The following is a 19,883-nucleotide window of genomic DNA, read 5'->3' as shown; positions in this document are numbered from 1 at the left end:
CTCCGGCCGCCGGTGCGCATGAGAGTGCGAACGGCGGCCGAACACTGGTAATCCAGTGGGGTATGGTGTAATTGGCAGCACGACTGATTCTGGTTCAGTTAGTCTAGGTTCGAGTCCTAGTACCCCAGCGATGGTCGGTCACCGGCCCGGGCCGCTCGCCCGATTTGGTGCCTGACCAGCGGAATCGCTAAGGTTCCACACGTTCCGCAAGGGACATGCCCCCGTTGTGTAGCGGCCTAGCACGCCGCCCTCTCAAGGCGGTAGCGCCGGTTCGAATCCGGTCGGGGGTACATCATCGAAGGCCCCGGCTCACGCCGGGGCCTTCGTCGTTCCCACGCCGGCGAGGGCGTGGACGGACGGCGTCAGGCGCAGAGGCCGGCGGCCGCGCGATCGGCGGCCTCCTGCTCCTGCTCCTGCTCGTCCTGGGGGTCCTTCGGGTCCGTGGTGGGCTGCTCGCTGGGGTCCACGGGGTCCTCGGCGGTGATGGAGTCGGCGCTGAAGTCCTTGCCCAGCTGCTGGTCGTCGTTGATCCGCTGCCACAGCTCGTCGGCGTCGGAGGTCCAGATCAGCCGGTTGGGGTCGGGCTCGTACTCCGCGACCGGCACGGTGATGAACTTGATCTTGGCCAGACCGGTGTTGCGGAACTCCAGGGCCAGGCGCACCAGCTTGCCGACCGAGTCGAGCTTGGAGTCGACCTGGATCGAAGAGGTCACGGCGTCGACGAAGCCGTAGACCTTCGTGGGCTGCGACAGCGTGCCGGCCGAGAGCACCTTGTTGGTCATCGAGGCGATGAAGGCCTGCTGACGCTTCATCCGGCCGATGTCGCCGGTGACCGAGAGCTGGTAGCGCTCGCGCACGTAGTTCAGGGCGTCCTGGCCGGTGAGGACCTGGGTGCCGGCGTCGAAGAAGATGTTGTGCTCGTAGTCCGAGACCGCCTTCGGGATGCAGACCTCCACCCCGTCGACGGCGTCGACCATCGCCTTGAAGCCGTTGAAGTCGAGCACCACGAAGTGGTCGATGAAGACACCGGTGAGGGCCTCGACGGTCTGCACCGCGCACTGCGCGCCGCCGACGGCGAAGGCGGTGTTGAACATGACCGCGCTCGCGCCCGGCACGATCTCGCCGCCGCGCAGCTTGCAGTCGGGACGGTCGATGATCGCGTCGCGGGGCAGGCTCACGCCGTAGGCGTTGCGGCGGTTGGCCGAGACGTGCAGCAGGATCGTGGTGTCGGCGCGCTGGCCGATGTCGCCCAGGCCGTCGATGTCGTTGCCCGCCCCCGCGCGGGAGTCCGAGCCCATGAGGAGGATGTTCATGGGCTGGTCGTCCCCGGCGTCGGTGCCCGACATCGGCGTCTTCTCCACGCCGGGGGCGTGCGCGATGTCCTCGCCGGGGGCGATGTTGTCGTTCAGCGCGCGGTAGAGCAGCACCACGCCGCCGGCGGTGAGGAGCGCCAGCACCAGCTGGGTGGCCACGATGACCTGCCAGACGGTGCGGCGATGGGGGCGCGCGGTCGCGCGGTCGGGGGTCGACACGCCGCCATCCTCCCAGACACCCGGTGGCTCGCGGCGGTTTCCGTGATTCGCGGGGCCTCCCCGCCGGGGGACGAGCCGCGACGCTGCCGTGTCCGATTCCCGCCAGCCTTCCTGGTCGACGGGCATGATGATGGTCGTCATGGAGGAGAACCGCAGCACCGGTCTGGACGCCGACGCCTGCTACCGCGCGGTCCGCTCCCGGGACCGTCGCTTCGACGGCGTGTTCTACACCGCCGTGCGCACCACCGGGATCTACTGCCGACCCTCGTGCCCGGCCCGCACGCCCGCGCGGGAGAACGTGACCTTCCACCGCGACCCCGCCGCCGCCCAGGCCGGTGGCTACCGCGCCTGCAAGCGGTGCCGCCCCGACGCCGTGCCCGGCAGCCCGCAGTGGGACGTCGCCGCCGACGTCGCCGGGCGCGCCATGCGGCTGATCGCCGACGGCGTGGTGGACCGCGAGGGGGTGCCCGGGCTGGCCCGACGGCTCGGCTACACCGAGCGCCACCTCACCCGCCTGCTCACCACCGAGCTCGGGGCCGGGCCGCTGGCGCTGGCCCGCGCCCGGCGCGCCCGCACCGCGCGGGCGCTCGTGGAGACCACCGACCTCGACCTCGCCGACGTCGCGTTCGCGGCCGGCTTCGGCAGCGTGCGGCAGTTCAACGCCACCGTGCGCGAGGTCTACGACCTGACCCCCGGCGCCCTGCGCGCCCGCGCGACCCGGACCGAGACCACCGCTCCGGGCTGGTTGCGCCTGCGCGTGGCCGTGCGGACCCCCTTCGCCGGTTGCGCGCTGCGCGACTTCCTCGCCCACCACCTCGTGCCGGGCGTGGAGATCGTCGACGCCGGCGGGTACGCCCGCACCCTGGACCTCCCGCACGGCCCCGGCACCGTGCGCATCTCCCTGCCCGATCTCCCGGGGACCGCGGGCGGGACCTCCCACCTCACCGCCGACCTCCACCTCACCGACCTGCGCGACGTCGGTACCGCCTGGGAGCGCACGCGACGCCTCGTCGACGCCGACTGCGATCCGATCGCCGTGGACGACGCCCTCGCCGCCGACCCGATCCTGGGGCCCCAGGTGGCGGCCGTGCCCGGCCTGCGGCTGCCCGGCCAGGTGGACGGCGCCGAGACCGCGCTGCGCACGGTGCTCGGGCAGCAGGTGAGCGTCGTCGGGGCCCGCACGCTGGCCGGTCGACTCGTCGCCGCCCACGGCGTACCCGTGGCCACCGCCGTGCCCGGCCTCACGCACCTGTTCCCGCGGCCGGCCGCCCTGGCGGGGCTGAGCCCCGAGGACCTGCCGATGCCCCGCGCCCGCGGTGCGGCGCTCCTCGGCCTCGCGGCCACCCTCGCCGCCGGCGACCTGCGCCTGGACCGCGGCGAGGACCGCGACGACGTCCGGGCCCGGCTGCTCGCCCTGCGCGGCATCGGTCCCTGGACCGCCGACTACATCCTGATGCGGGCCCTGGCCCACCCCGACGTGTTCCTGCCGACCGACCTCGCCGTGCGGCAGCTGCTGACCGCGCGCGGCTGGGCCGAGGCCGACATCGCCGCCGGCGCCGCCCGCTGGGCGCCGTGGCGCTCGTACGCGCTGATGCGGCTGTGGCAGCCGCTGATGCCTGCGGCCCCCGATCCCGACCCCCCGACCCCCCGACCCGAGGTGACCCGCTGATGTGGACCGTGATGACCAGCCCGATCGGCGACCTGCGCCTGGTCGCCCGGACCGTGGGGGAGCAGCCCGCCCTCACCGCGGTGGAGTTCGCGCCGTTCCCGGCCGCCGACGGCCGCCCGCGCGGGGAGCGGGCCGACGACGACCCGCTGCTGCGGCGCTGCGTGGAGCAGCTGGAGGCCTACTTCGCCCGCGAGCTCACCGTCTTCGACCTGCCGCTGGCACCCGCCGGATCGGCGTTCCAGCAGCAGGTCTGGGGGGCGCTGCAGGGCATCGGCTACGGCGAGACGGCCTCCTACGGCGAGGTCGCCCAGCGGATCGGGCGCACCGCGGCGGCCTCGCGCGCGGTCGGACTGGCCAACGGCAGCAACCCGATCCCGGTGATCATCCCCTGCCACCGCGTGATCGGCGCGAACGGCTCCCTCACGGGGTACGCCGGGGGACTGGAGCGCAAGCAGGTGCTCCTCGACCTCGAGCGTCCTGCGCTGTTCTGATCGCGGCGTGCACCACGGCGCCGAGCAGACCCGCCACGACGGCGGTGCCCGTGCCGAGCGCGGTCGTGACGGCGTTGTCGGTGGCGACCTCCCACGGGATCGGCGGCGCGGCGCCGCTCAGACCCTGGCCGATCCGGCCGGTCACCGCGACGAGCGCCGCCAACAGCAGCGGCACGGGCGCCCACCGGACGAGGGCCGGGGCGAGGCCGGACCGTGCGGCGTCGCGGGCGCTGCCGAGCAGGCAGGCCAGCGCCAGTGCGGCGGAGGCGGCCACGCCGATCAGGACCTCGTCCTCCACGGGCAGGTCGACGACGGCCTCGAGCAGCCGGCTCAGCCCGAACGCGAGTGCGGCGACGGCGCCGGCGCGGACCAGCGGCGCGCCGATCAGGGCGGTCGTCCCGGCAGGGCGCGGGGTGCGGGGAGGTGCGGCGGGATCGGCGGACTGGGGCGGCGGGCTCAACCGACCACGGTCGCCCACGACGTCGTCGCGGCGCGCGAGTACGGGTACTCAGATCCCCCGGGGCCCGGTGGCGCGAACGGTCACTCGGCGGCAGCGCGGCGCAGCGACTCCGAGAGCCGCTCGGCGGCGGCGAGCACGGCGGGGGCGTGCCTGCGGCCGGGCTGGCGGGAGAGCCGCTCGAGCGGACCGGAGACCGAGACCGCCGCGATGATCTTGCCGCTGGGGGAGCGGACCGGAGCGGAGACCGAGGCGACGCCCTGTTCGCGCTCGCCCACCGACTGCGCCCAGCCGCGGCGGCGGATGCCGGAGAGCGCGGCGGCCGAGAAGGCGGCGTTCTGCAGCCCGCGGTGCAGGCGCTCGGGGTCCTCCCACGCGAGCAGGACCTGGGCGGCGGAGCCGGCGCGCATCGTGAGCTGGGAGCCCACCGGGATGGTGTCGCGCAGGCCGGAGGGACGCTCGGCGGCGGCGACGCACACGCGAAAGTCGCCCTGACGCCGCCACAGCTGGGCGGACTCGCCGGTGATGTCGCGCAGCCGGGCGAGCACCGGGCCGGCGGTGGCCAACAGGCGGTCCTCGCCGGCGGCGGCGGAGAGCTCGGCGAGGCGGGGACCGAGGACGAAGCGGCCCTGCATGTCGCGGGCCACGAGACGGTGGTGCTCCAGGGCCACCGCGAGGCGGTGGGCGGTGGGGCGCGCGAGGCCGGTGCCGGCCACGAGGCCCGCCAGGGTCGCGGGGCCGGATTCGAGTGCCGTGAGCACCAGGGCCGCCTTGTCGAGCACGCCCACGCCGCTGGAGTTGTCCATATGGCAATACTGCCGTCTCAATCCCTGGGATGCAAGCGCTACGGTGTGTGTGGTGGCCGACAGGTCCACCCACCCCCCACCCTCACTGAGACACCATCTCGAAGGAGCGCACCCCATGGGCAGGACGTTGGCGGAGAAGGTCTGGGACGAGCACGTCGTCCGATCGACCCCCGGGGAGCCGGACCTCCTCTACATCGACCTCCACCTCATCCACGAGGTCACCAGCCCGCAGGCCTTTGACGGTCTGCGGCTCGCCGGCCGCACCGTGCGCCGTCCCGACCTCACCCTGGCCACCGAGGACCACAACGTCCCGACCCTGGACTGGGACCGCCCGATCGCCGACCCCGTCTCGAAGACCCAGGTCGACACCCTGCGCCGCAACGCCGAGGAGTTCGGCGTGCGGCTGCACCCCCTCGGCGACGTCGAGCAGGGCATCGTGCACGTCGTCGGCCCGCAGTTGGGCCTGACCCAGCCCGGCATGACGATCGTCTGCGGCGACAGCCACACCAGCACCCACGGCGCGTTCGGCGCGATCGCCTTCGGCATCGGCACCTCCGAGGTCGAGCACGTCCTCGCCACCCAGACCCTGCCGCAGGCCAAGCCCAAGACGATGGCCGTCACGGTCAACGGCAGCCTGCCCGCCGGCGTCACCGCCAAGGACCTCGTGCTCACCCTCATCGCCCACACCGGCACCGGTGGCGGCCAGGGCTACATCGTGGAGTACCGCGGCCAGGCCATCGAGGAGCTCTCGATGGAGGGCCGCATGACCGTGTGCAACATGAGCATCGAGTGGGGCGCCAAGGCCGGCCTCATCGCCCCCGACCAGACCACCTTCGACTACATCCAGGGCCGTCCCGAGGCGCCCGCGGGGGCCGACTGGGACGCCGCCGTCGCGCACTGGAAGACCCTGGTCACCGACGACGACGCCGTCTTCGACGCCGAGATCGTGCTCGACGCCTCCACCATGACCCCGTTCGTGACCTGGGGCACCAACCCCGGCCAGGGCGTGCCGCTGGGCGCGACCGTGCCGGCGCCCGAGGACTTCGAGGAGGAGTCCGACCGGGTCGCGGCCCAGAAGGCGCTGGAGTACATGGCGCTGGAGGCCGGCACCCCCATGCGCGAGATCAAGGTCGACACCGTCTTCGTCGGCTCCTGCACCAACGGCCGCATCGAGGACCTGCGGCTGGCGGCCTCGATCCTCGAGGGCCGCACGGTGGCCGAGGACACCCGGCTGCTCGTCGTCCCCGGCTCTGTGCGGGTGCGCCTGCAGGCCCAGGAGGAGGGGCTGGACAAGATCTTCATCGCCGCCGGTGCCGAGTGGCGCGGCGCGGGCTGCTCGATGTGCCTGGGCATGAACCCCGACACCCTCGCCCCCGGCGAGCGCAGCGCCTCGACCTCCAACCGCAACTTCGAGGGTCGGCAGGGCAAGGGCGGTCGCACCCACCTGGTGTCGATCCCCGTGGCCGCCGCCACGGCCGTGCGCGGCACGCTCTCCAGCCCCGCCGACCTCGAGCCCGTCGCGGCCTCCTGACACCGACCCGCCTGGAAAGGACCGAACACCGATGGAGAAGTTCACCTCCCACACCGGCGTCGGGGTGCCGCTGCGCCGCAGCAACGTCGACACCGACCAGATCATCCCGGCCGTCTACCTCAAGCGGGTGACGCGCACCGGCTTCGAGGACGGTCTGTTCGCCGCCTGGCGCGGCGACGCCGACTTCGTGCTCAACAACCCCGCCTACAGCGCCGGGTCCGTGCTCGTCGCGGGCCCCGACTTCGGCACCGGCTCCTCGCGCGAGCACGCCGTCTGGGCCCTGCAGAACTACGGCTTCAAGGTCGTCATCTCCGCCCGCTTCGCCGACATCTTCCGCGGCAACTCCGGCAAGGCCGGCCTGCTCGCCGCCCAGGTGGACGAGAAGGTCGTGCAGCGTCTGTGGGACCTGCTGGAGGACCAGCCCGGCGCCGCGATCACCGTCGACCTCGAGTCGCGCACCGTGCGCGCCGGCGAGGGCGAGCAGGCGATCGAGGACTCCTTCGACATCGACGACTACACGCGCTGGCGCCTGCTCGAGGGTCTCGACGACATCGGGATCACCCTGGGCCACGCCGACGACATCGCGGCCTTCGAGGCCGGTCGTCCCGCCTGGAAGCCGGTCACCCAGCGCGGCTGACGCCCCGCAACCTCGCTGTGCCGCGCCGCGGTCGCCCGTGATCCTCGTGGCGATCGCGGCGTGGTCGTTGGCGGGGAGGTGGTCGCGGGCCTAGCGTGCGGTGCGTCGGGTGCCGCAGCCGCGGCCCCCTCCGCCGACCTGCTCCTCAAGGAGAGTCACGTGAACAAGACCCAGCTGATCGACGCCCTCGCCGCCCGGTTCGACGGCAACCGCAAGGCCGCGGCCCACGCGCTCGACTCGGTGCTCGACACCATCGCCCGCGAGGTCGCCAAGGGGGAGAAGGTGGCCATCACCGGCTTCGGCTCCTTCGAGAAGCGCGTGCGCGAGGCCCGCTGGGTGCGCAACCCGCGCACCGGCGAGCGGATCAAGGCCGCCAGCACGGCGGTCCCGAAGTTCACCGCGGGCGCCGACCTGCGCAACGTCGTCTCCGGCGCCAAGGCCCTGCCCGCCGCCGCGCTCGCGGCCGGTGAGTCGATGGTGGAGTCGGTGAAGGACTCCGCCGCCGAGACCGCGGCCGAGGCCACCGCGGCCGCCAAGGCCGTCGTCGCCAAGGCCAGCCCCCGCAAGGGCAAGAAGGCCCCCGCGGCCGCTCCGGCCCCGACGCCTGCCCCCGCGCCCGCCGCTCCGGCGGCGGCGCCTGTGGCGAAGAAGGCGCCTGCGGCGAAGAAGGCGCCTGCGGCGAAGAAGGCGCCCGCGGCGAAGAAGGCCCCGGCGGCGAAGAAGGCCCCGGCGGCGAAGAAGGCGCCCGCGGCGAAGAAGGCCCCGGCGGCGAAGAAGGCCCCGGCGGCGAAGAAGGCCCCGGCAGCGAAGAAGGCGCCCGCGGCGAAGAAGGCCCCGGCCGCCAAGAAGACCGCTTCCGGCGACGCCTGATCGACCCCGCACCACGGCCGTCGTCCCGCACGGGGCGACGGCCGTCGGCGTCTGCAGCGTGGCGCTGGCGGCGTGGCCGACCCGGGTGGCGCGGCCCGGTCCGGGGTGCGGGTGAGTAGGGTGCGGGACGTGAGTGTGCGACCGGTCCGGAAGGTGACCCAGCGGCGTGGCTGGGCCTGGGTGGTGGGCCCCGCGATCATCAAGCCCCTGCTGCTGTCGTTGACCAAGCAGGACTGGACCGACGGCGAGAAGCTGCCGGCCTCGGGCGGCTGCGTCGTCGCGATGAACCACCTGACCCACGCCGACCCGCTCACCGCGGCGCACCTGGTCTACGACCACGGTCGGCTGCCCCGCTACCTCGCCAAGTCGGGCCTGTTCCGCAACGGCGTCCTCGGCGGCTTCCTGCGGGCCGCGGGCCAGATCCCGGTCGAGCGCGCCACCGTCAACGCCGTCGGCGCCTACGCCGCCGCGGTCGAGGCCGTGCGTGCCGGGGAGTGCGTCGTGGTCTACCCCGAGGGCACGATCACCCGCGACCCCGCGCAGTGGCCGATGGTCGGCAAGACCGGCGCCGCGCGGATCGCCCTCGAGACCGGCTGCCCCGTCATCCCCGTGGGGCAGTGGGGGGCGCAGGAGCTGCTGCCCGCCTACTCCAAGCGGCCGCACCTGTTCCCGCGCACCACCGTGCACATGAAGGTCGGCGACCCCGTCGACCTCCAGGACCTCGCCCCCGCGCCGGGGGAGCGACCCACCGCGGAGGCGGTCGTCGCCGGGACCGAGCGGATCATGGACGCCGTCACCGCCCTCGTGGCCGAGCTGCGCGGCGAGCCCGCTCCCGCCGAGCGCTTCGACCCCCGCGCCGCGCGCGGGACCGGCCGCGACGACGACGGCCGGCAGGAGTCGGCATGAGTGCCGGGAAGGTCGCCGTTCTCGGCGCCGGCTCGTGGGGCACCGCCTTCTCGATCGTGCTCGCCGACGCCGGCAACGACGTCGCCCTGTGGGCGCGGCGCGAGGAGGTCGCCGCCACGATCAACGCCGAGCGCGCCAACGTCGACTACCTGCCCGGCATCCAGCTGCCGCCCACGGTCAGCGCCACCCACGACGTCGAGCAGGCGCTGGCGGGGGCCGAGGTCGTGGTGTTCGCGACGCCGTCGCAGACCTTCCGCGCCAACCTCGCCGAGTGGGCGCCGCACGTGCCCGCGCAGGCCGTGATGGTCTCGCTGATGAAGGGCGTCGAGCTCGGCACCCTCAAGCGGATGAGCGAGGTGGTCCAGGAGGTCACCGGCGCCGGCGAGGAGCGGATCGCGGTGGTCAGCGGACCCAACCTCGCCAAGGAGATCGCGCGCCGTGAGCCCGCCGCCTCGGTGGTGGCGTGTGCCGACGAGGACGTCGCCAAGCAGCTGCAGGCCCGCATGCACTCCGCGGCCTTCCGGCCCTACACCAGCGTCGACGTCCTGGGCTGCGAGCTCGGCGGGGCCTACAAGAACGTCGTGGCGCTCTCGGTGGGCATGGCCGTGGGGCTGGGCTTCGGCGACAACTCCACCGCCTCGATCATCACCCGCGGCCTCGCCGAGACCGCGCGCCTCGCCATGCGGCTGGGCGCCAACCCGCTCACGCTCATGGGGCTGGCGGGCCTCGGCGACCTCGTCGCCACCTGCTCCTCCCCGCTCTCGCGCAACCGCACGTTCGGCGAGAAGCTGGGCTTGGGCATGAGCACCGAGGACATCTACGCCTCCACCCGCCAGGTGGCCGAGGGCGCGAAGTCGTGCAGCTCCCTGCGGGCCCTGGCCGACAGCCAGGGGGTGGACGCGCCGATCGCCATCTACGTCGACGACGTCGTGGCCGGCCGCATCACCGTGCTCCAGATGATGGACGAGATCCTGGCCCGCGCCCCCAAGGCCGAGACCGACTGACCCCTCCGGGCCCGCTGCGGCTCCGGTGAGTACGCAGTGGTGGTCGGGCAGTGTGCTCGGCCAGCCGAGTACACTGCCCCCCGGTCGAGGTCAGCGGGTGAGGCGGTCGAGGCCGCGTGCGAGGTCGTCCCAGAGGTCCTCGACGTCCTCGACGCCCACGGAGAGGCGCACCAGTCCCTGGGGGATGGTGGCGGCCTCACCGCGCCACCGACGACGCCGCTCGAAGGTCGACTCGACCCCGCCGAGCGAGGTCGCGTGCACCCAGAGAGCGGTGCTGCGCACCAGCAGGTCGCCGGCCAGGGCCGCGCTCCCGGGACCCTCGCCCTCCTCGGCGCCGGCAAGGACGAGCGCCACGATCGCCCCGAAGCCGGGATAGCGGACCTCGGCCACCGCGGGGTGCTCGGCGGCCCGGGCGGCCAGCACCCGGGCGTTCTCCTCGGCCCGGTCCAGCCGCAGGTGCAGGGTGCGCATGCCGCGCACCGCCAGGAACGCCTCGAGGGTGCCGGGCACCGCTCCGGTGAGCCGACGCCGGTCGGAGAGCACCTGGTGCAGCCCGTCGTCGCGGGTCACCAGCGCGCCCAGCAGCGCGTCGGAGTGGCCGGCGAGGTACTTGGTGGCGGAGTGCACCACGACGTCGGCGCCGAGGTCGAGCGGACGCTGCCGCAGCGGGGTGGCGAAGGTGTTGTCCACCACCACGGTCGCGCCGGCCGCGTGACCGATCGCCGCGAGGCGCTCGAGGTCGGCCACCTCCAGGGCCGGGTTGGTGGGCGACTCCAGCCACAGCAGCGCGACGTCGTCGTCGCAGGCCGCCGCCACGGCGTCGGGGTCGGTGACGTCGACCAGGGTGGTGCGCAGGCGTCCCCGGCCCTCCAGGTCGGCCGCGGCCATCGTGCTGCCGAGGTAGGCGTGGCGCGGCAGCACCACCCCGGCGCCGGTGCCGACGAGGTCGAGCAGGCACGTGATCGCCGCCATGCCGGTGGAGAAGCCCAGCGCCCGCCCGCCCTCCAGGCCGCCGAGGACCTCCTCGAAGGCCTCCCAGGTGGGGTTGCCGTAGCGGCCGTACTCCCGGTCGCCGCCGGCGACGTAGGTGGCGGCCGGGACCAGCGGGACGTTCAGCGGCTGGTCGGGCTCGTGCGCGGGGCGTCCGGCCGTGACCGCCACCGTGGCGGGCCGCAGGCCGGCGGCGGTCGTTCCCGCGCCCGATCCGTCGGTGGTCTCGGGCGTGGGGGTGTGGTCGGCCATGGTGGCGAGGATAGGACGCGCCCGGCCACCGGTGCCTGCGCGGGGCCCGGGGCCGGCCCCGGATAGGGTCGCCTGCGTGACCCCCCAGGACGGCCCGACCCCCACGGACGGCCCTGACCCCTCCCGTCGCCCCCGCGTCGCCGTCGTGTTCGGCGGCCGCTCCAGCGAGCACGCCATCTCCTGCGTCACCGCGGCCAGCGTGATCGGCGCGCTGGACCCGGCCCACTACGACGTCGTGCCCGTCGGGATCACCCGCGACGGCCGCTGGGTGCTGGAGTCGGCCGACCCCGAGCGGATGCGCATCGGCGGCCGCGGGGAGCTGCCCGCCGTCGACGACGACGCCGACTCCGTCGCCCTGGCCCGCGTCACCCACGGCACCGACCTCGTGGTGACCGCCGCCGGCCGGCCCCCGCAGGTCTGGGGCGAGGTCGACGTCGTCTTCCCGGTGCTCCACGGGCCCTGGGGCGAGGACGGCACGATCCAGGGCATGCTCGAGATGGCTGGTGTCCGCTACGTCGGCGCCGGCGTGCTCGCCTCCGCGGTGAGCATGGACAAGGCCTACATGAAGGTGGTGCTGAGCGCGGCCGGGCTGCCGGTGATGCCCAGCGTCACCGTGACCGCGCGCGGCTGGGCCGCCGACGCCGCCGGGGTGACGGCCGAGGTGGCCGCGCTCGGCCTCCCGCTGTTCGTCAAGCCCGCCCGGGGCGGCTCGAGCATCGGCATCTCCAAGGTGCGCGACCTCGCGGCGCTGCCCGACGCCCTCGAGGCCGCCTTCGCCCACGACCCCAAGGTGCTGGTCGAGGTGTCGGCGGAGGGTGCCCGCGAGGTGGAGTGCGGGGTGCTGGAGTCCCTCGCCGGCGGGGTCGAGACCAGCGTGCCGGCCGAGATCCGCATCACCGGCGACCACGACTTCTACGACTTCGACGCCAAGTACCTGCCCGAGGAGGCCACCGCCCTCGACGTGCCGGCCGACCTCCCCGAGGACGTCGTCGCGCAGGTCCGCGCCCTCGCGGCGCGCGCGTTCGACGCCGTCGGCGCCGAGGGGCTGGCGCGGGTCGACTTCTTCCTGCGCCCCGACGGGTCGCTGGTGGTCAACGAGCTCAACACCATGCCCGGCTTCACGCCGCTCTCGATGTTCCCGCGCATGTGGGAGGCCACCGGTCTGCCCTACCCGGCGCTGGTCGACCGGCTGGTCCGACTCGCGCTGGCGCGCGACACCGGCCTGCGCTGACCCGCGGTCCGCGCACCGGGCCCGCGGCGGCTCAGCCCACGCCCTCGCAGGGCTGGTCGAGGGTGAGGTGGGCGCGCACGGCGTCGGCCAGCTCCGCCAGGGCGTTCGCCGGGCCGTCGGGCCGGTACTCGCCCGGCACGGTGACCTGCACGACCGGTCGGTAGCCGGGGGTGGTGAGGGTGACGTCGGCCGTCTGGTCGTCCAGTTGCGCGGGCGGCACGAACCAGCCGACGCCGCTGACGTCCTCGCACGAGGCGGTGGCGTCGAACTCCGCGGGCACCGGGACGCCGCAGCGCACGACGAACGCCGGGTCGCCGTAGGCGGCCCCGAGCGCGTCCTCGGGCTGCACGGCCACGCGCGGCTCGCCGGCCAGGGTGGAGGGCAGGGCGTCGGTGAACGCCCGGCAGGCCGCGAGGTCGGCGGCGTCGAGGTCGGGCAGGGGCAGCTCCACAGGGCCCTCGCCGCAGCCGCCGAGCAGCGGCAGCACGAGACCCGACGCGACCAGTGCCGCGAGCGCGCGCCGACCCCGCCCCGACATCAGAGGTGGACCACCGTGCACATCAGGGTGCGGGTGATGCCCGGCGTGCTCTGGATCTGGGCGACGACGAGCCGCCCCAGCTCGTCGACGTCGGCGGCGCGGGCGCGCACGATCACGTCGTAGGGGCCGGTGACCGCCTCGGCGTCGGTGACGCCGTCGAGGCCGGCGACGGCCCGGGCGACGTCGGCGGTGCGCCCGACGTCGGTCTGGATGAGGATGTAGGCCTGCACGCCCATGACACGCTCCTTCGCGTTCTGCGGCTCCCCGGATGAGGCCACTGCCGCCGCGTAACCTATCGCCCCCGCCGTGACCCCCGACACCCGCGCCCGGGGGAAGAGCCGGGCCCGGGACCCCGGTGGCCCCGGGCGGGGCGCGTGCGGTGGGATGGGGTCATGGACGACGCGGCCGCCCCCGACGCCACCCTCGCCGACGTCGGTGAGTTCGGGCTGATCGCCCGGCTGACCCCGCACTTCCCGGCCGGTGAGCAGGTGCTCCTCGGGCCCGGTGACGACGCCGCCCTGGTGCGCATCCGCGGTGGGCACGTCGTGATGTCCACCGACCTGCTGGTGGAGGGCCGCCACTTCCGGCGCGACTGGTCCTCGGCCACGGACGTGGGGCACCGTGCGGCGGCGCAGAACCTGTCCGACATCAACGCCATGGGCGGGCGCGCCCACACCCTCACCCTCGGTCTGGCCGCCCCGGCCGACCTGCCCGTGGCCTGGGCCGAGGACTTCGCGCGCGGGTTCGCCGCGGAGTGCGCGCTGGTGGGGGCCAGCGTGGTGGGGGGCGACCTCACCCGAGCCGACGTCGTGGTCGTGGCCGTCACGGTGCTGGGTGGCTGCACCGTCGCGCCCGTGACGCGCGCCGGCGCCCGCCCCGGCGACGTCGTGGCCCTCGCGGGTCGGCAGGGCTGGTCGGCGGGCGGCCTCACCGTGCTGGGGCGCGGGTTCCGCTCCCCGCGGGTGCTCGTGGACGCCTACCGGCGCCCCACGCCCCCCTACGACGCCGGACCCGAGGCCGCCGCGGCCGGCGCGAGCGCGCTCATCGACGTCTCCGACGGCCTGCTCGCCGAGGCCGGGCACGTCGCGCGCGCCTCCGGGGTGCGGCTGGAGCTGGACAGTGCGCGGCTGGAGATCCCTGAGCCGCTGCACACCGTCGCCGCCGCCACCGGGGTCGATCCGTTGCGGCTGGTGCTCACCGGCGGGGAGGACCACAGCCTGCTCGCGACCTTCCCGCCCGACGTCGCGCTGCCGGCGTCGTTCCGTCCGATCGGCCGGGTGGGCGCGGCGGTGCCGGGGGAGCCGGCGGTGCTCGTGGACGGCGTCGCGCCGGAGGAGCCCTGGGGCTGGACCCACTTCTGAGCGCCACCCACCCGCCGACGGTGGTCGCCGGGGGAGCGTTGTCACCAGCGGAAGGCACCGGTTCCGCCCCGGAAACGGTGCATTCCGCTGGTGACAACGGGAGACCCGCCGCCCGGAAAAGCGGCGAGGCCGCCACCGACCGGAGTCGGTGACGGCCTCGCCGTGAGTGCGGGTGGGGTCAGCGGGTGACCTTGCCGGCCTTGAGGCAGCCGGTGCACACGTTCAGGCGCTTGGGGGTGCCGTTGACGGTGGCCCGGACCCGCTGGATGTTGGGGTCGAAGCGGCGCTTGGTGATCTTGCGCGACCAGGGCCGGTTGTTGCCGAAGGACGGCTTCTTGGCGCAGATGTCGCAGACGGCAGCCACGGTGAATCTCCTGAGGTCGAACGGAAGTAGAAGGGGCCCGCGCGGGACGGGCAACCGCAGTAGCGTATCCGAGCCGGGCCGCACCCCGAAATCGTGCCGGGATCGCCACCGCCGACCCCGCCGGGGCGAGGTCGCGGCCCCCGGGTCCGCGGGCTACCGTACGCCCGTGGAGCAGGCCCCGATCAGCGGACACATCGAGCTCGGGGTCGTCGTGCGGTTCATCGACGCCGCCACCGACGCGCTGGCCGCCGCCCGCGAGGAGATCGACGCCCTCAACGTCTACCCGGTGCCCGACGGCGACACCGGCACCAACCTCTACCTCACGATCTCCGCGGCCCGCGACGCCGTGCACGCCGTGCTCCCCGCCGATGCCGGTGGTCCCGGGGGTCCCGGGGAGGACGAGCAGGTCCTGCCCGACGACGACGGCGACCGGCTGCGCGACGCCGCCCTGGCCGCGCTGGCCCGCGGTGCGCTGCTCGGGGCCCGCGGCAACTCGGGGGTGATCCTGTCGGAGATCCTCGGCGCGATCACCCGCCGCCTGGCCACCGCCACCGCCGAGGAGCGCAACGCCCGGATCGTGGCCGCCGCGCTGGAGGCGGCGGCGACCGCGGCCTACGCCGCCGTCGGCACCCCGGTGGAGGGCACCATGCTCACCGTGGTGCGGGAGGCCGCCGAGGCGGCGCTCGCCCGCGCGGAGCAGCCCGACGCCCGGGCACGCGACGTGTTCACCGAGGCGGCGCGGGCGGCGCGCGAGTCGCTGGCCCGCACCCCGGACCTGCTGCCGCTGCTGCGCGACGCCGGCGTGGTGGACGCCGGGGGCCGCGGCATGTGCGTGCTGCTCGACGCCGTCGAGACCGTGCTCACCGGGCGCCGCCCGATGGCCGTCGCCCCCCGGGGCCAGCGCTCGATCCCCGTGCCGCTGGTGCCGCTGGACGGTCCCGCGCACGAGCACACCGCGGACGGCCCGGCCTACGAGGTGATGTACCTGCTCGACACCACCGCCACCGGCGAGGACGGGATCGGCGCCCTGCGCCGCACCCTGGCCGGGCTCGGGGACTCCCTCGTGGTCGTCGGCGGCGAGGGGCTGTGGAACGTCCACGTGCACGTCGACGACGTCGGGGCGGCCATCGAGGCCGGGCTGGAGGCCGGGCGTCCCCACCGCATCCGGGTCACCCACTTCGCCGACCAGGCGGCCCGCAGCGCCGCGAGCACCGCGGGCCGGGCCCCGGGCGGCCGCCGGGGCCGCGCCGTCGTCGCGGTGGCGGCGGGGCCGGGGCTGTCCCGGCTGTTCGCGGAGGCCGGTGCGCGGGTGGTGGAGGGCGGCCCGGGGCGGCGTCCCAGCACCGGGGCGCTGCTCGGCGCGATCGCCGACTCCGGCGCCGCCGAGGTGATCGTGCTCCCCAACGACCACGACACCGTGCGCACCGCGGAGGTGGCGGCCCGCACGGCCGAGGCCGACCTCGGCCTGCGCGTGGCCGTGGTCCCCGCCGTCGCCCAGGTGCAGGGCCTGGCCGCGCTGGCCGTGCACGAGCCCGGACGCGCGTTCGACTCCGACGTGCTCGAGATGACCGCCACCGCCCGGCACGCACGCCAGGGCGGGGTGACGATCGCGGCCAAGCGGGCGCTGACGATGGCCGGGTGGTGCGAGCCCGGCGACGTCCTCGGCGTCATCGAGGGCGACTTCGTGGTGATCGGCCAGGACCAGGCCGCGGTGGCCGCCGAGGTGCTGGGCCGGCTGCTCGCCGGCGGCGGTGAGCTGGTCACCCTGGTCGCCGGGGCCGGCGGCGAGGCGCTGCGCGACGCCGCCGCCGCGTGGGTCGACGCCCACCACCCGCACGTCGACGTCGTCGGCTACGACGGCGGGCAGGACCGCTACCCGCTGCTGCTCGCGGTGGAGTGAGGTCGCATGTCGATCACCCCGGAGTCACGGATCGAGACCGTGCTGGGCAACGCCGGTCCGAAGAAGCTCGTCGCCTTCCGCGACCGGTTGGGGCTGCAGACGGTCGAGGACCTGCTGCGCCACCGCCCGCGCCGCTACCTCGAGACCGGCACACTCTCGCAGGTCGACGACTTCGTCGAGGGGCAGGTGCTGACGGTGGTGGGCCGGATCGGCCGCAGCAAGGCCGTCTCCTACACCGACCGGCGCACCGGACGGGCCGCGTTCCGCACCGAGGTGCAGGTCCTGACCGACGGCACATCGTTCAGCCTCGTGTACTTCTCCAAGACCAAGAACATCGCCGACTTCCACGAACGCACGTACCGACCGGGGCGCACCGGGGTGTTCATCGGCAAGCCTCGTCGGTTCAGGGAGGACTGGCAGCTGACCAACCCCGACGTGATCCTGTTCGACGCGGATGACGATGCCGGGACGGGGGCGCCGGCGTTGAGCCGGCTGTTCCCTCTGTACCCGCTCACCTCCGGCGTCACGAACATGGACGTCCAGCAGGTGGTGGCGGCCGCACGCACCTTCGTCGACGCCCTGCCCGAGGTGGTCCCGGCGCCGGTGCGCGAGCGGTACCGGCTGCCGGGGCCCGACGACGTGCTGCACCTGCTGCACACCCCCGACACCCAAGCCGAGGTCGCCCGCGCCCACCGCTACCTCCGCTTCGAGGAGGCGCTGATCACCCAGGCCGTGCTCGCCCGCCGTCGTGCGGCCGTGCGCGCGCTGGGCACCCGGCGCCGCGACGGCGGCGACGGCGCCCTGCTGCGCGCCTTCGACGCCTCCCTGCCCTTCGAGCTCACCCGGGGGCAGCGCGCGATCGGGGAGGAGATCGAGGCCGACCTGGCCGGTGAGCACCCCATGAACCGGCTGCTGCAGGGCGAGGTGGGGTCCGGCAAGACGCTCGTGGCGCTGCGGGCGATGCTGCGCGTGATCGACTCCGGCGGCCAGGCGGCGCTGCTGGCCCCCACCGAGGTGCTGGCCCAGCAGCACCACCGCTCGCTCACCGCGATGCTCGGCGACCTCGCGGGCGGCGCGATGTTCGGGGGCACCTCGGTCGAGCTGCTCACCGGCTCCATGACCCGCAGCCAGCGCACCGGCCCGCTCTCCCGGCTGGCCAGCGGGGAGGCCGGGATGGTGGTGGGCACCCACGCCCTGCTCGAGGACACCGTGATGTTCGCCGACCTCGGCCTGGTGGTGGTCGACGAACAGCACCGCTTCGGCGTCGAGCAGCGCGCGGCCCTGACCGCCAAGACCGACGGTGTGCCGCCGCACCTGCTGGTCATGACCGCCACGCCCATCCCGCGCACGGTCGCGATGACGGTCTTCGGTGACCTCGAGGTCTCGGTGCTCGACGAGCTGCCCGCCGGCCGGGCGCCCATCCAGACCACCGCGGTGCACCTGCTCGACCACCCGCACTGGTACGCCCGGGTGTGGGAGCGGGTCCGGGAGGAGGTCGCGCGCGGCCACCAGGTCTACGTCGTGTGCCCCCGGATCAGCAGCGACGACGACGAGCCGGTGGACGGCGCCCAGCTGCCGATCGACCTGCCCGATCCCGACGGCTCCGAGGATCCCGGTCCCGCGGGCCCCGCCGCCCCGCAACGGCCGCTGGCGGCGGTCGAGGACGTCGTCCGCGAGCTCGGCGACGGACCCCTGGACGGGCTGCGGCTCGCGCCGCTGCACGGCCGGCTGCGTCCGGAGGACAAGGACGCCACGATGCGGGCCTTCGCCGCCGGCGAGCTCGACGTGCTGGTGTCCACCACGGTGATCGAGGTCGGGGTCGACGTCGCCAACGCCACCACGATGGTGATCCTGGACGCCGAGCGCTTCGGCATCTCCCAGCTGCACCAGCTGCGGGGTCGGGTGGGCCGCGGCGGCCTGCCGGGGCTGTGCCTGCTGGTGTCCTCCGCCGCTCCGGACACCCCGGCCCGGGTGCGTCTGGACGCGGTGGCGGCCACGACCGACGGCTTCGAGCTGAGCCGGCTCGACCTCGACCAGCGGCGCGAGGGCGACGTGCTGGGGCGGGCCCAGTCGGGCTTCCGCACCCAGCTGGAGAGCCTGCGGGTGCTGCGCGACGAGAAGACGATCCTCCAGGCGCGCGAGGCGGTGGAGGAGCTGCTCGGCGAGGGCCCGCCGCCCGCCGCGGGCGAGTCGGACCCGCTCGACGCCTGGCCGGTGCTCGCGGAGCGCGTGCGGTCGCTGGAGGCCCGCGCGGCGGCCGAGATGATGGTCAAGTCGTGACCCGCATCATCGCCGGCCGCGCCGGCGGGCGGAGGCTCGCGACCCCGCGCGGCGACCGCACGCGTCCCACCAGCGACCGCACCCGCGAGGCGCTGTTCTCCGCCCTCGCGGCGCGCGCGGGCGGCCTGGAGGACACGGTGTTCCTCGACCTGTTCGCCGGCAGCGGTGCCGTGGGGCTGGAGGCCTGGTCGCGCGGTGCGGCCCGGGTGCGGCTGGTGGAGCACGACCGGGCCACCGCGGCGCTGATCCGGCGCAACGCCGCGAGCATCGGCTGCGCGGTGGCCGACGTCGTGGCCGCCACGGTGTCGTCCGCCCTGGCCCGGCCGGTGGACCTGGCCGTCGACGTCGCCTTCCTCGACCCGCCCTACCCCCGCACGGAGGAGGAGGTGGCCGAGGACCTGCGGGCCCTGGTGCCCTGGCTGGCGCCCGACGCCGCCGTGCTCGTCGAGCGCTCGCGTCGCAGCCCCGAACCGACCTGGCCCCCGGGCCTGGAGGCGGTGCGCTCGAAGGTCTACGGCGAGACCACCGTGTGGTTCGCGCACTGGTACGGTCACGCGCCATGAGCAAGGCCGTCTGTCCCGGCTCCTTCGACCCCGTCACGCTGGGCCACCTCGACATCATCGGACGGGCGGCCCGGCTCTTCGACGAGGTCGTGGTCGCCCTGGGCGTCAACCCCTCCAAGAGTCGGTGGTTCAGCCCGGAGGAGCGGATCGCGATGATGGAGCGGGCGTGCGCTCCGTTCCCGAACGTCGTCGTGCGCGGGTTCACCGGCCTGGTCACCGAGTTCTGCGCCGAGCAGCGCGCGGTCGCGCTGGTCAAGGGGCTGCGCTCCTCCAGCGACTTCGACTACGAGCTGCCGATGGCCCACATGAACGTCGCCCTCACCGGAATCGAGACCGTCTTCCTCCCGGCGAGCACGGGGCAGTCCTTCGTGTCCTCGAGCCTGGTGAAGGAGGTCGTCAGCTTCGGCGGCGACGTCGCCGCGTTCGTGCCCGACTTCGTGCTCGAGGCCCTGCTGGAGCGGGCGGCCCAGCGGCGCTGAGGCGGCTTTTGGCCGCCCGGAC

The 19,883-nt window shown here is 74.8% G+C and carries 20 protein-coding genes and 2 tRNA genes; 15 read left to right on the top strand and 7 right to left on the bottom strand.

All coding sequences use genetic code 11. The annotated features are described in order from the left end of the window. The first annotated feature begins 56 nt into the window (after positions 1 to 56). A tRNA-Gln gene (locus ACERUJ_RS12140) sits at positions 57 to 128 on the top strand. 89 nt (positions 129 to 217) lie between these two features. Further along, positions 218 to 290 (top strand) — tRNA-Glu (locus ACERUJ_RS12135). 72 nt (positions 291 to 362) lie between these two features. Here the strand turns inward: ACERUJ_RS12135 and ACERUJ_RS12130 are convergent. Continuing rightward, entirely contained in the window at positions 363 to 1,532 is a 1,170-nt protein-coding gene (locus ACERUJ_RS12130) for an LCP family protein (RefSeq protein ID WP_370248794.1), read from the bottom strand. 139 nt (positions 1,533 to 1,671) lie between these two features. On the opposite strand from ACERUJ_RS12130, the gene ACERUJ_RS12125 reads away from it, so the two are divergent. Together ACERUJ_RS12125 and ACERUJ_RS12120 are read left to right on the top strand one after the other, a co-directional pair. After that, a complete protein-coding gene (locus ACERUJ_RS12125) occupies positions 1,672 to 3,201 on the top strand; it encodes an Ada metal-binding domain-containing protein (RefSeq protein WP_370248793.1) in 1,530 nt (509 codons plus the stop codon). Further along, the gene (locus ACERUJ_RS12120) at positions 3,201 to 3,692 is read left to right on the top strand and encodes a methylated-DNA--[protein]-cysteine S-methyltransferase (RefSeq protein ID WP_372715308.1); all 492 of its coding nucleotides are present in this window, start codon (positions 3,201 to 3,203) and stop codon (positions 3,690 to 3,692) included. The genes ACERUJ_RS12125 and ACERUJ_RS12120 overlap by 1 nt, the downstream gene beginning before the upstream one ends. Here the strand turns inward: ACERUJ_RS12120 and ACERUJ_RS12115 are convergent. Together ACERUJ_RS12115 and ACERUJ_RS12110 are read right to left on the bottom strand one after the other, a co-directional pair. Further along, positions 3,622 to 4,152 (bottom strand): hypothetical protein, encoded by a 531-nt coding sequence (locus ACERUJ_RS12115; RefSeq protein ID WP_370248791.1) that lies wholly within the window; start codon positions 4,150 to 4,152, stop codon positions 3,622 to 3,624. The genes ACERUJ_RS12120 and ACERUJ_RS12115 overlap by 71 nt on opposite strands. Before the next feature lie 80 nt (positions 4,153 to 4,232). Continuing rightward, positions 4,233 to 4,955, bottom strand: coding sequence for an IclR family transcriptional regulator (locus ACERUJ_RS12110; protein WP_370248790.1), 723 nt, complete (start codon positions 4,953 to 4,955; stop codon positions 4,233 to 4,235). A gap of 115 nt (positions 4,956 to 5,070) precedes the next feature. Here ACERUJ_RS12110 and leuC point away from each other — a divergent pair, with 115 nt between their 5' ends. The 5 genes from leuC to ACERUJ_RS12085 all read left to right on the top strand — a co-directional run bounded on the left by leuC (position 5,071) and on the right by ACERUJ_RS12085 (position 9,903). Next, positions 5,071 to 6,486: a 3-isopropylmalate dehydratase large subunit gene (gene leuC / locus ACERUJ_RS12105; protein WP_370248789.1), complete on the top strand. Its 1,416-nt coding sequence runs from the start codon at positions 5,071 to 5,073 to the stop codon at positions 6,484 to 6,486. Between the two features lie 31 nt (positions 6,487 to 6,517). Next, positions 6,518 to 7,123, top strand: a complete 606-nt coding sequence (gene leuD / locus ACERUJ_RS12100) for a 3-isopropylmalate dehydratase small subunit (RefSeq protein ID WP_370248788.1) — start codon at positions 6,518 to 6,520, stop codon at positions 7,121 to 7,123. Positions 7,124 to 7,282: 159 nt separating this feature from the next. Beyond that, a complete protein-coding gene (locus ACERUJ_RS12095; protein ID WP_370248787.1) occupies positions 7,283 to 7,993 on the top strand; it encodes an HU family DNA-binding protein in 711 nt (236 codons plus the stop codon). 129 nt (positions 7,994 to 8,122) lie between these two features. Continuing rightward, on the top strand, positions 8,123 to 8,899 hold the full coding sequence (locus tag ACERUJ_RS12090) for a lysophospholipid acyltransferase family protein (protein WP_370248786.1): 777 nt from the start codon (positions 8,123 to 8,125) through the stop codon (positions 8,897 to 8,899). Beyond that, positions 8,896 to 9,903, top strand: a complete 1,008-nt coding sequence (locus tag ACERUJ_RS12085) for an NAD(P)H-dependent glycerol-3-phosphate dehydrogenase (protein WP_370248785.1) — start codon at positions 8,896 to 8,898, stop codon at positions 9,901 to 9,903. Before ACERUJ_RS12090 ends, ACERUJ_RS12085 begins: the two co-directional genes overlap by 4 nt. 90 nt (positions 9,904 to 9,993) lie before the next feature. Here ACERUJ_RS12085 and ACERUJ_RS12080 read toward each other — a convergent pair whose 3' ends face one another. After that, positions 9,994 to 11,145: a PLP-dependent aspartate aminotransferase family protein gene (locus ACERUJ_RS12080; RefSeq protein WP_370248784.1), complete on the bottom strand. Its 1,152-nt coding sequence runs from the start codon at positions 11,143 to 11,145 to the stop codon at positions 9,994 to 9,996. A 76-nt stretch (positions 11,146 to 11,221) separates the two neighbouring features. On the opposite strand from ACERUJ_RS12080, the gene ACERUJ_RS12075 reads away from it, so the two are divergent. Then, on the top strand, positions 11,222 to 12,376 hold the full coding sequence (locus tag ACERUJ_RS12075) for a D-alanine--D-alanine ligase family protein (protein ID WP_370248783.1): 1,155 nt from the start codon (positions 11,222 to 11,224) through the stop codon (positions 12,374 to 12,376). 31 nt (positions 12,377 to 12,407) lie between these two features. Here the strand turns inward: ACERUJ_RS12075 and ACERUJ_RS12070 are convergent, their stop codons facing one another. Both ACERUJ_RS12070 and ACERUJ_RS12065 read right to left on the bottom strand, forming a co-directional pair. Further along, positions 12,408 to 12,914 (bottom strand): DUF3515 domain-containing protein, encoded by a 507-nt coding sequence (locus ACERUJ_RS12070; protein WP_370248782.1) that lies wholly within the window; start codon positions 12,912 to 12,914, stop codon positions 12,408 to 12,410. Then, on the bottom strand, positions 12,914 to 13,150 hold the full coding sequence (locus ACERUJ_RS12065; RefSeq protein ID WP_370248781.1) for an Lrp/AsnC family transcriptional regulator: 237 nt from the start codon (positions 13,148 to 13,150) through the stop codon (positions 12,914 to 12,916). The genes ACERUJ_RS12070 and ACERUJ_RS12065 overlap by 1 nt, the downstream gene beginning before the upstream one ends. Before the next feature lie 156 nt (positions 13,151 to 13,306). Here ACERUJ_RS12065 and ACERUJ_RS12060 point away from each other — a divergent pair, with 156 nt between their 5' ends. Then, positions 13,307 to 14,275: a thiamine-phosphate kinase gene (locus tag ACERUJ_RS12060; RefSeq protein WP_370248780.1), complete on the top strand. Its 969-nt coding sequence runs from the start codon at positions 13,307 to 13,309 to the stop codon at positions 14,273 to 14,275. Between the two features lie 178 nt (positions 14,276 to 14,453). Here the strand turns inward: ACERUJ_RS12060 and rpmB are convergent, their stop codons facing one another. Beyond that, entirely contained in the window at positions 14,454 to 14,639 is a 186-nt protein-coding gene (gene rpmB / locus ACERUJ_RS12055) for a 50S ribosomal protein L28 (protein WP_345264167.1), read from the bottom strand. 166 nt (positions 14,640 to 14,805) lie between these two features. Between rpmB and ACERUJ_RS12050 the strand changes: the two genes are divergently transcribed. From ACERUJ_RS12050 to coaD, 4 genes are read left to right on the top strand one after another with little or no spacing between them, the layout of a single operon-like run. Then, positions 14,806 to 16,539, top strand: a complete 1,734-nt coding sequence (locus ACERUJ_RS12050) for a DAK2 domain-containing protein (RefSeq protein WP_370248779.1) — start codon at positions 14,806 to 14,808, stop codon at positions 16,537 to 16,539. Between the two features lie 6 nt (positions 16,540 to 16,545). Then, the gene (locus ACERUJ_RS12045) at positions 16,546 to 18,819 is read left to right on the top strand and encodes an ATP-dependent DNA helicase RecG (RefSeq protein WP_370248778.1); all 2,274 of its coding nucleotides are present in this window, start codon (positions 16,546 to 16,548) and stop codon (positions 18,817 to 18,819) included. Then, positions 18,816 to 19,382, top strand: coding sequence for a 16S rRNA (guanine(966)-N(2))-methyltransferase RsmD (rsmD, locus tag ACERUJ_RS12040; RefSeq protein ID WP_370248777.1), 567 nt, complete (start codon positions 18,816 to 18,818; stop codon positions 19,380 to 19,382). The genes ACERUJ_RS12045 and rsmD overlap by 4 nt, the downstream gene beginning before the upstream one ends. Next, positions 19,379 to 19,861, top strand: coding sequence for a pantetheine-phosphate adenylyltransferase (gene coaD, locus ACERUJ_RS12035; protein WP_370248776.1), 483 nt, complete (start codon positions 19,379 to 19,381; stop codon positions 19,859 to 19,861). Before rsmD ends, coaD begins: the two co-directional genes overlap by 4 nt. Positions 19,862 to 19,883: the final 22 nt, after the last annotated feature.

Source organism: Nocardioides sp., assembly GCF_964228225.1.
GTDB lineage: Bacteria > Actinomycetota > Actinomycetes > Propionibacteriales > Nocardioidaceae > Nocardioides.
Note: the sequence above shows the minus strand (reverse complement) of the source record. Positions and strands in the feature narration are given on the sequence as shown.

What these genes read in the sequence shown, in the direction of transcription:
- ACERUJ_RS12125 (WP_370248793.1), top strand. Translation starts at nt 1,672, where the DNA reads ATGGAGGAGAACCGCAGCACCGGTCTGGACGCCGACGCCTGCTACCGC.
- ACERUJ_RS12120 (WP_372715308.1), top strand. Translation starts at nt 3,201, where the DNA reads ATGTGGACCGTGATGACCAGCCCGATCGGCGACCTGCGCCTGGTCGCC.
- ACERUJ_RS12110 (WP_370248790.1), bottom strand. Translation starts at nt 4,955, where the DNA reads ATGGACAACTCCAGCGGCGTGGGCGTGCTCGACAAGGCGGCCCTGGTG.
- leuC (WP_370248789.1), top strand. Translation starts at nt 5,071, where the DNA reads ATGGGCAGGACGTTGGCGGAGAAGGTCTGGGACGAGCACGTCGTCCGA.
- leuD (WP_370248788.1), top strand. Translation starts at nt 6,518, where the DNA reads ATGGAGAAGTTCACCTCCCACACCGGCGTCGGGGTGCCGCTGCGCCGC.
- ACERUJ_RS12085 (WP_370248785.1), top strand. Translation starts at nt 8,896, where the DNA reads ATGAGTGCCGGGAAGGTCGCCGTTCTCGGCGCCGGCTCGTGGGGCACC.
- ACERUJ_RS12080 (WP_370248784.1), bottom strand. Translation starts at nt 11,145, where the DNA reads ATGGCCGACCACACCCCCACGCCCGAGACCACCGACGGATCGGGCGCG.
- ACERUJ_RS12070 (WP_370248782.1), bottom strand. Translation starts at nt 12,914, where the DNA reads ATGTCGGGGCGGGGTCGGCGCGCGCTCGCGGCACTGGTCGCGTCGGGT.
- ACERUJ_RS12065 (WP_370248781.1), bottom strand. Translation starts at nt 13,150, where the DNA reads ATGGGCGTGCAGGCCTACATCCTCATCCAGACCGACGTCGGGCGCACC.
- ACERUJ_RS12060 (WP_370248780.1), top strand. Translation starts at nt 13,307, where the DNA reads ATGGACGACGCGGCCGCCCCCGACGCCACCCTCGCCGACGTCGGTGAG.
- ACERUJ_RS12045 (WP_370248778.1), top strand. Translation starts at nt 16,546, where the DNA reads ATGTCGATCACCCCGGAGTCACGGATCGAGACCGTGCTGGGCAACGCC.
- coaD (WP_370248776.1), top strand. Translation starts at nt 19,379, where the DNA reads ATGAGCAAGGCCGTCTGTCCCGGCTCCTTCGACCCCGTCACGCTGGGC.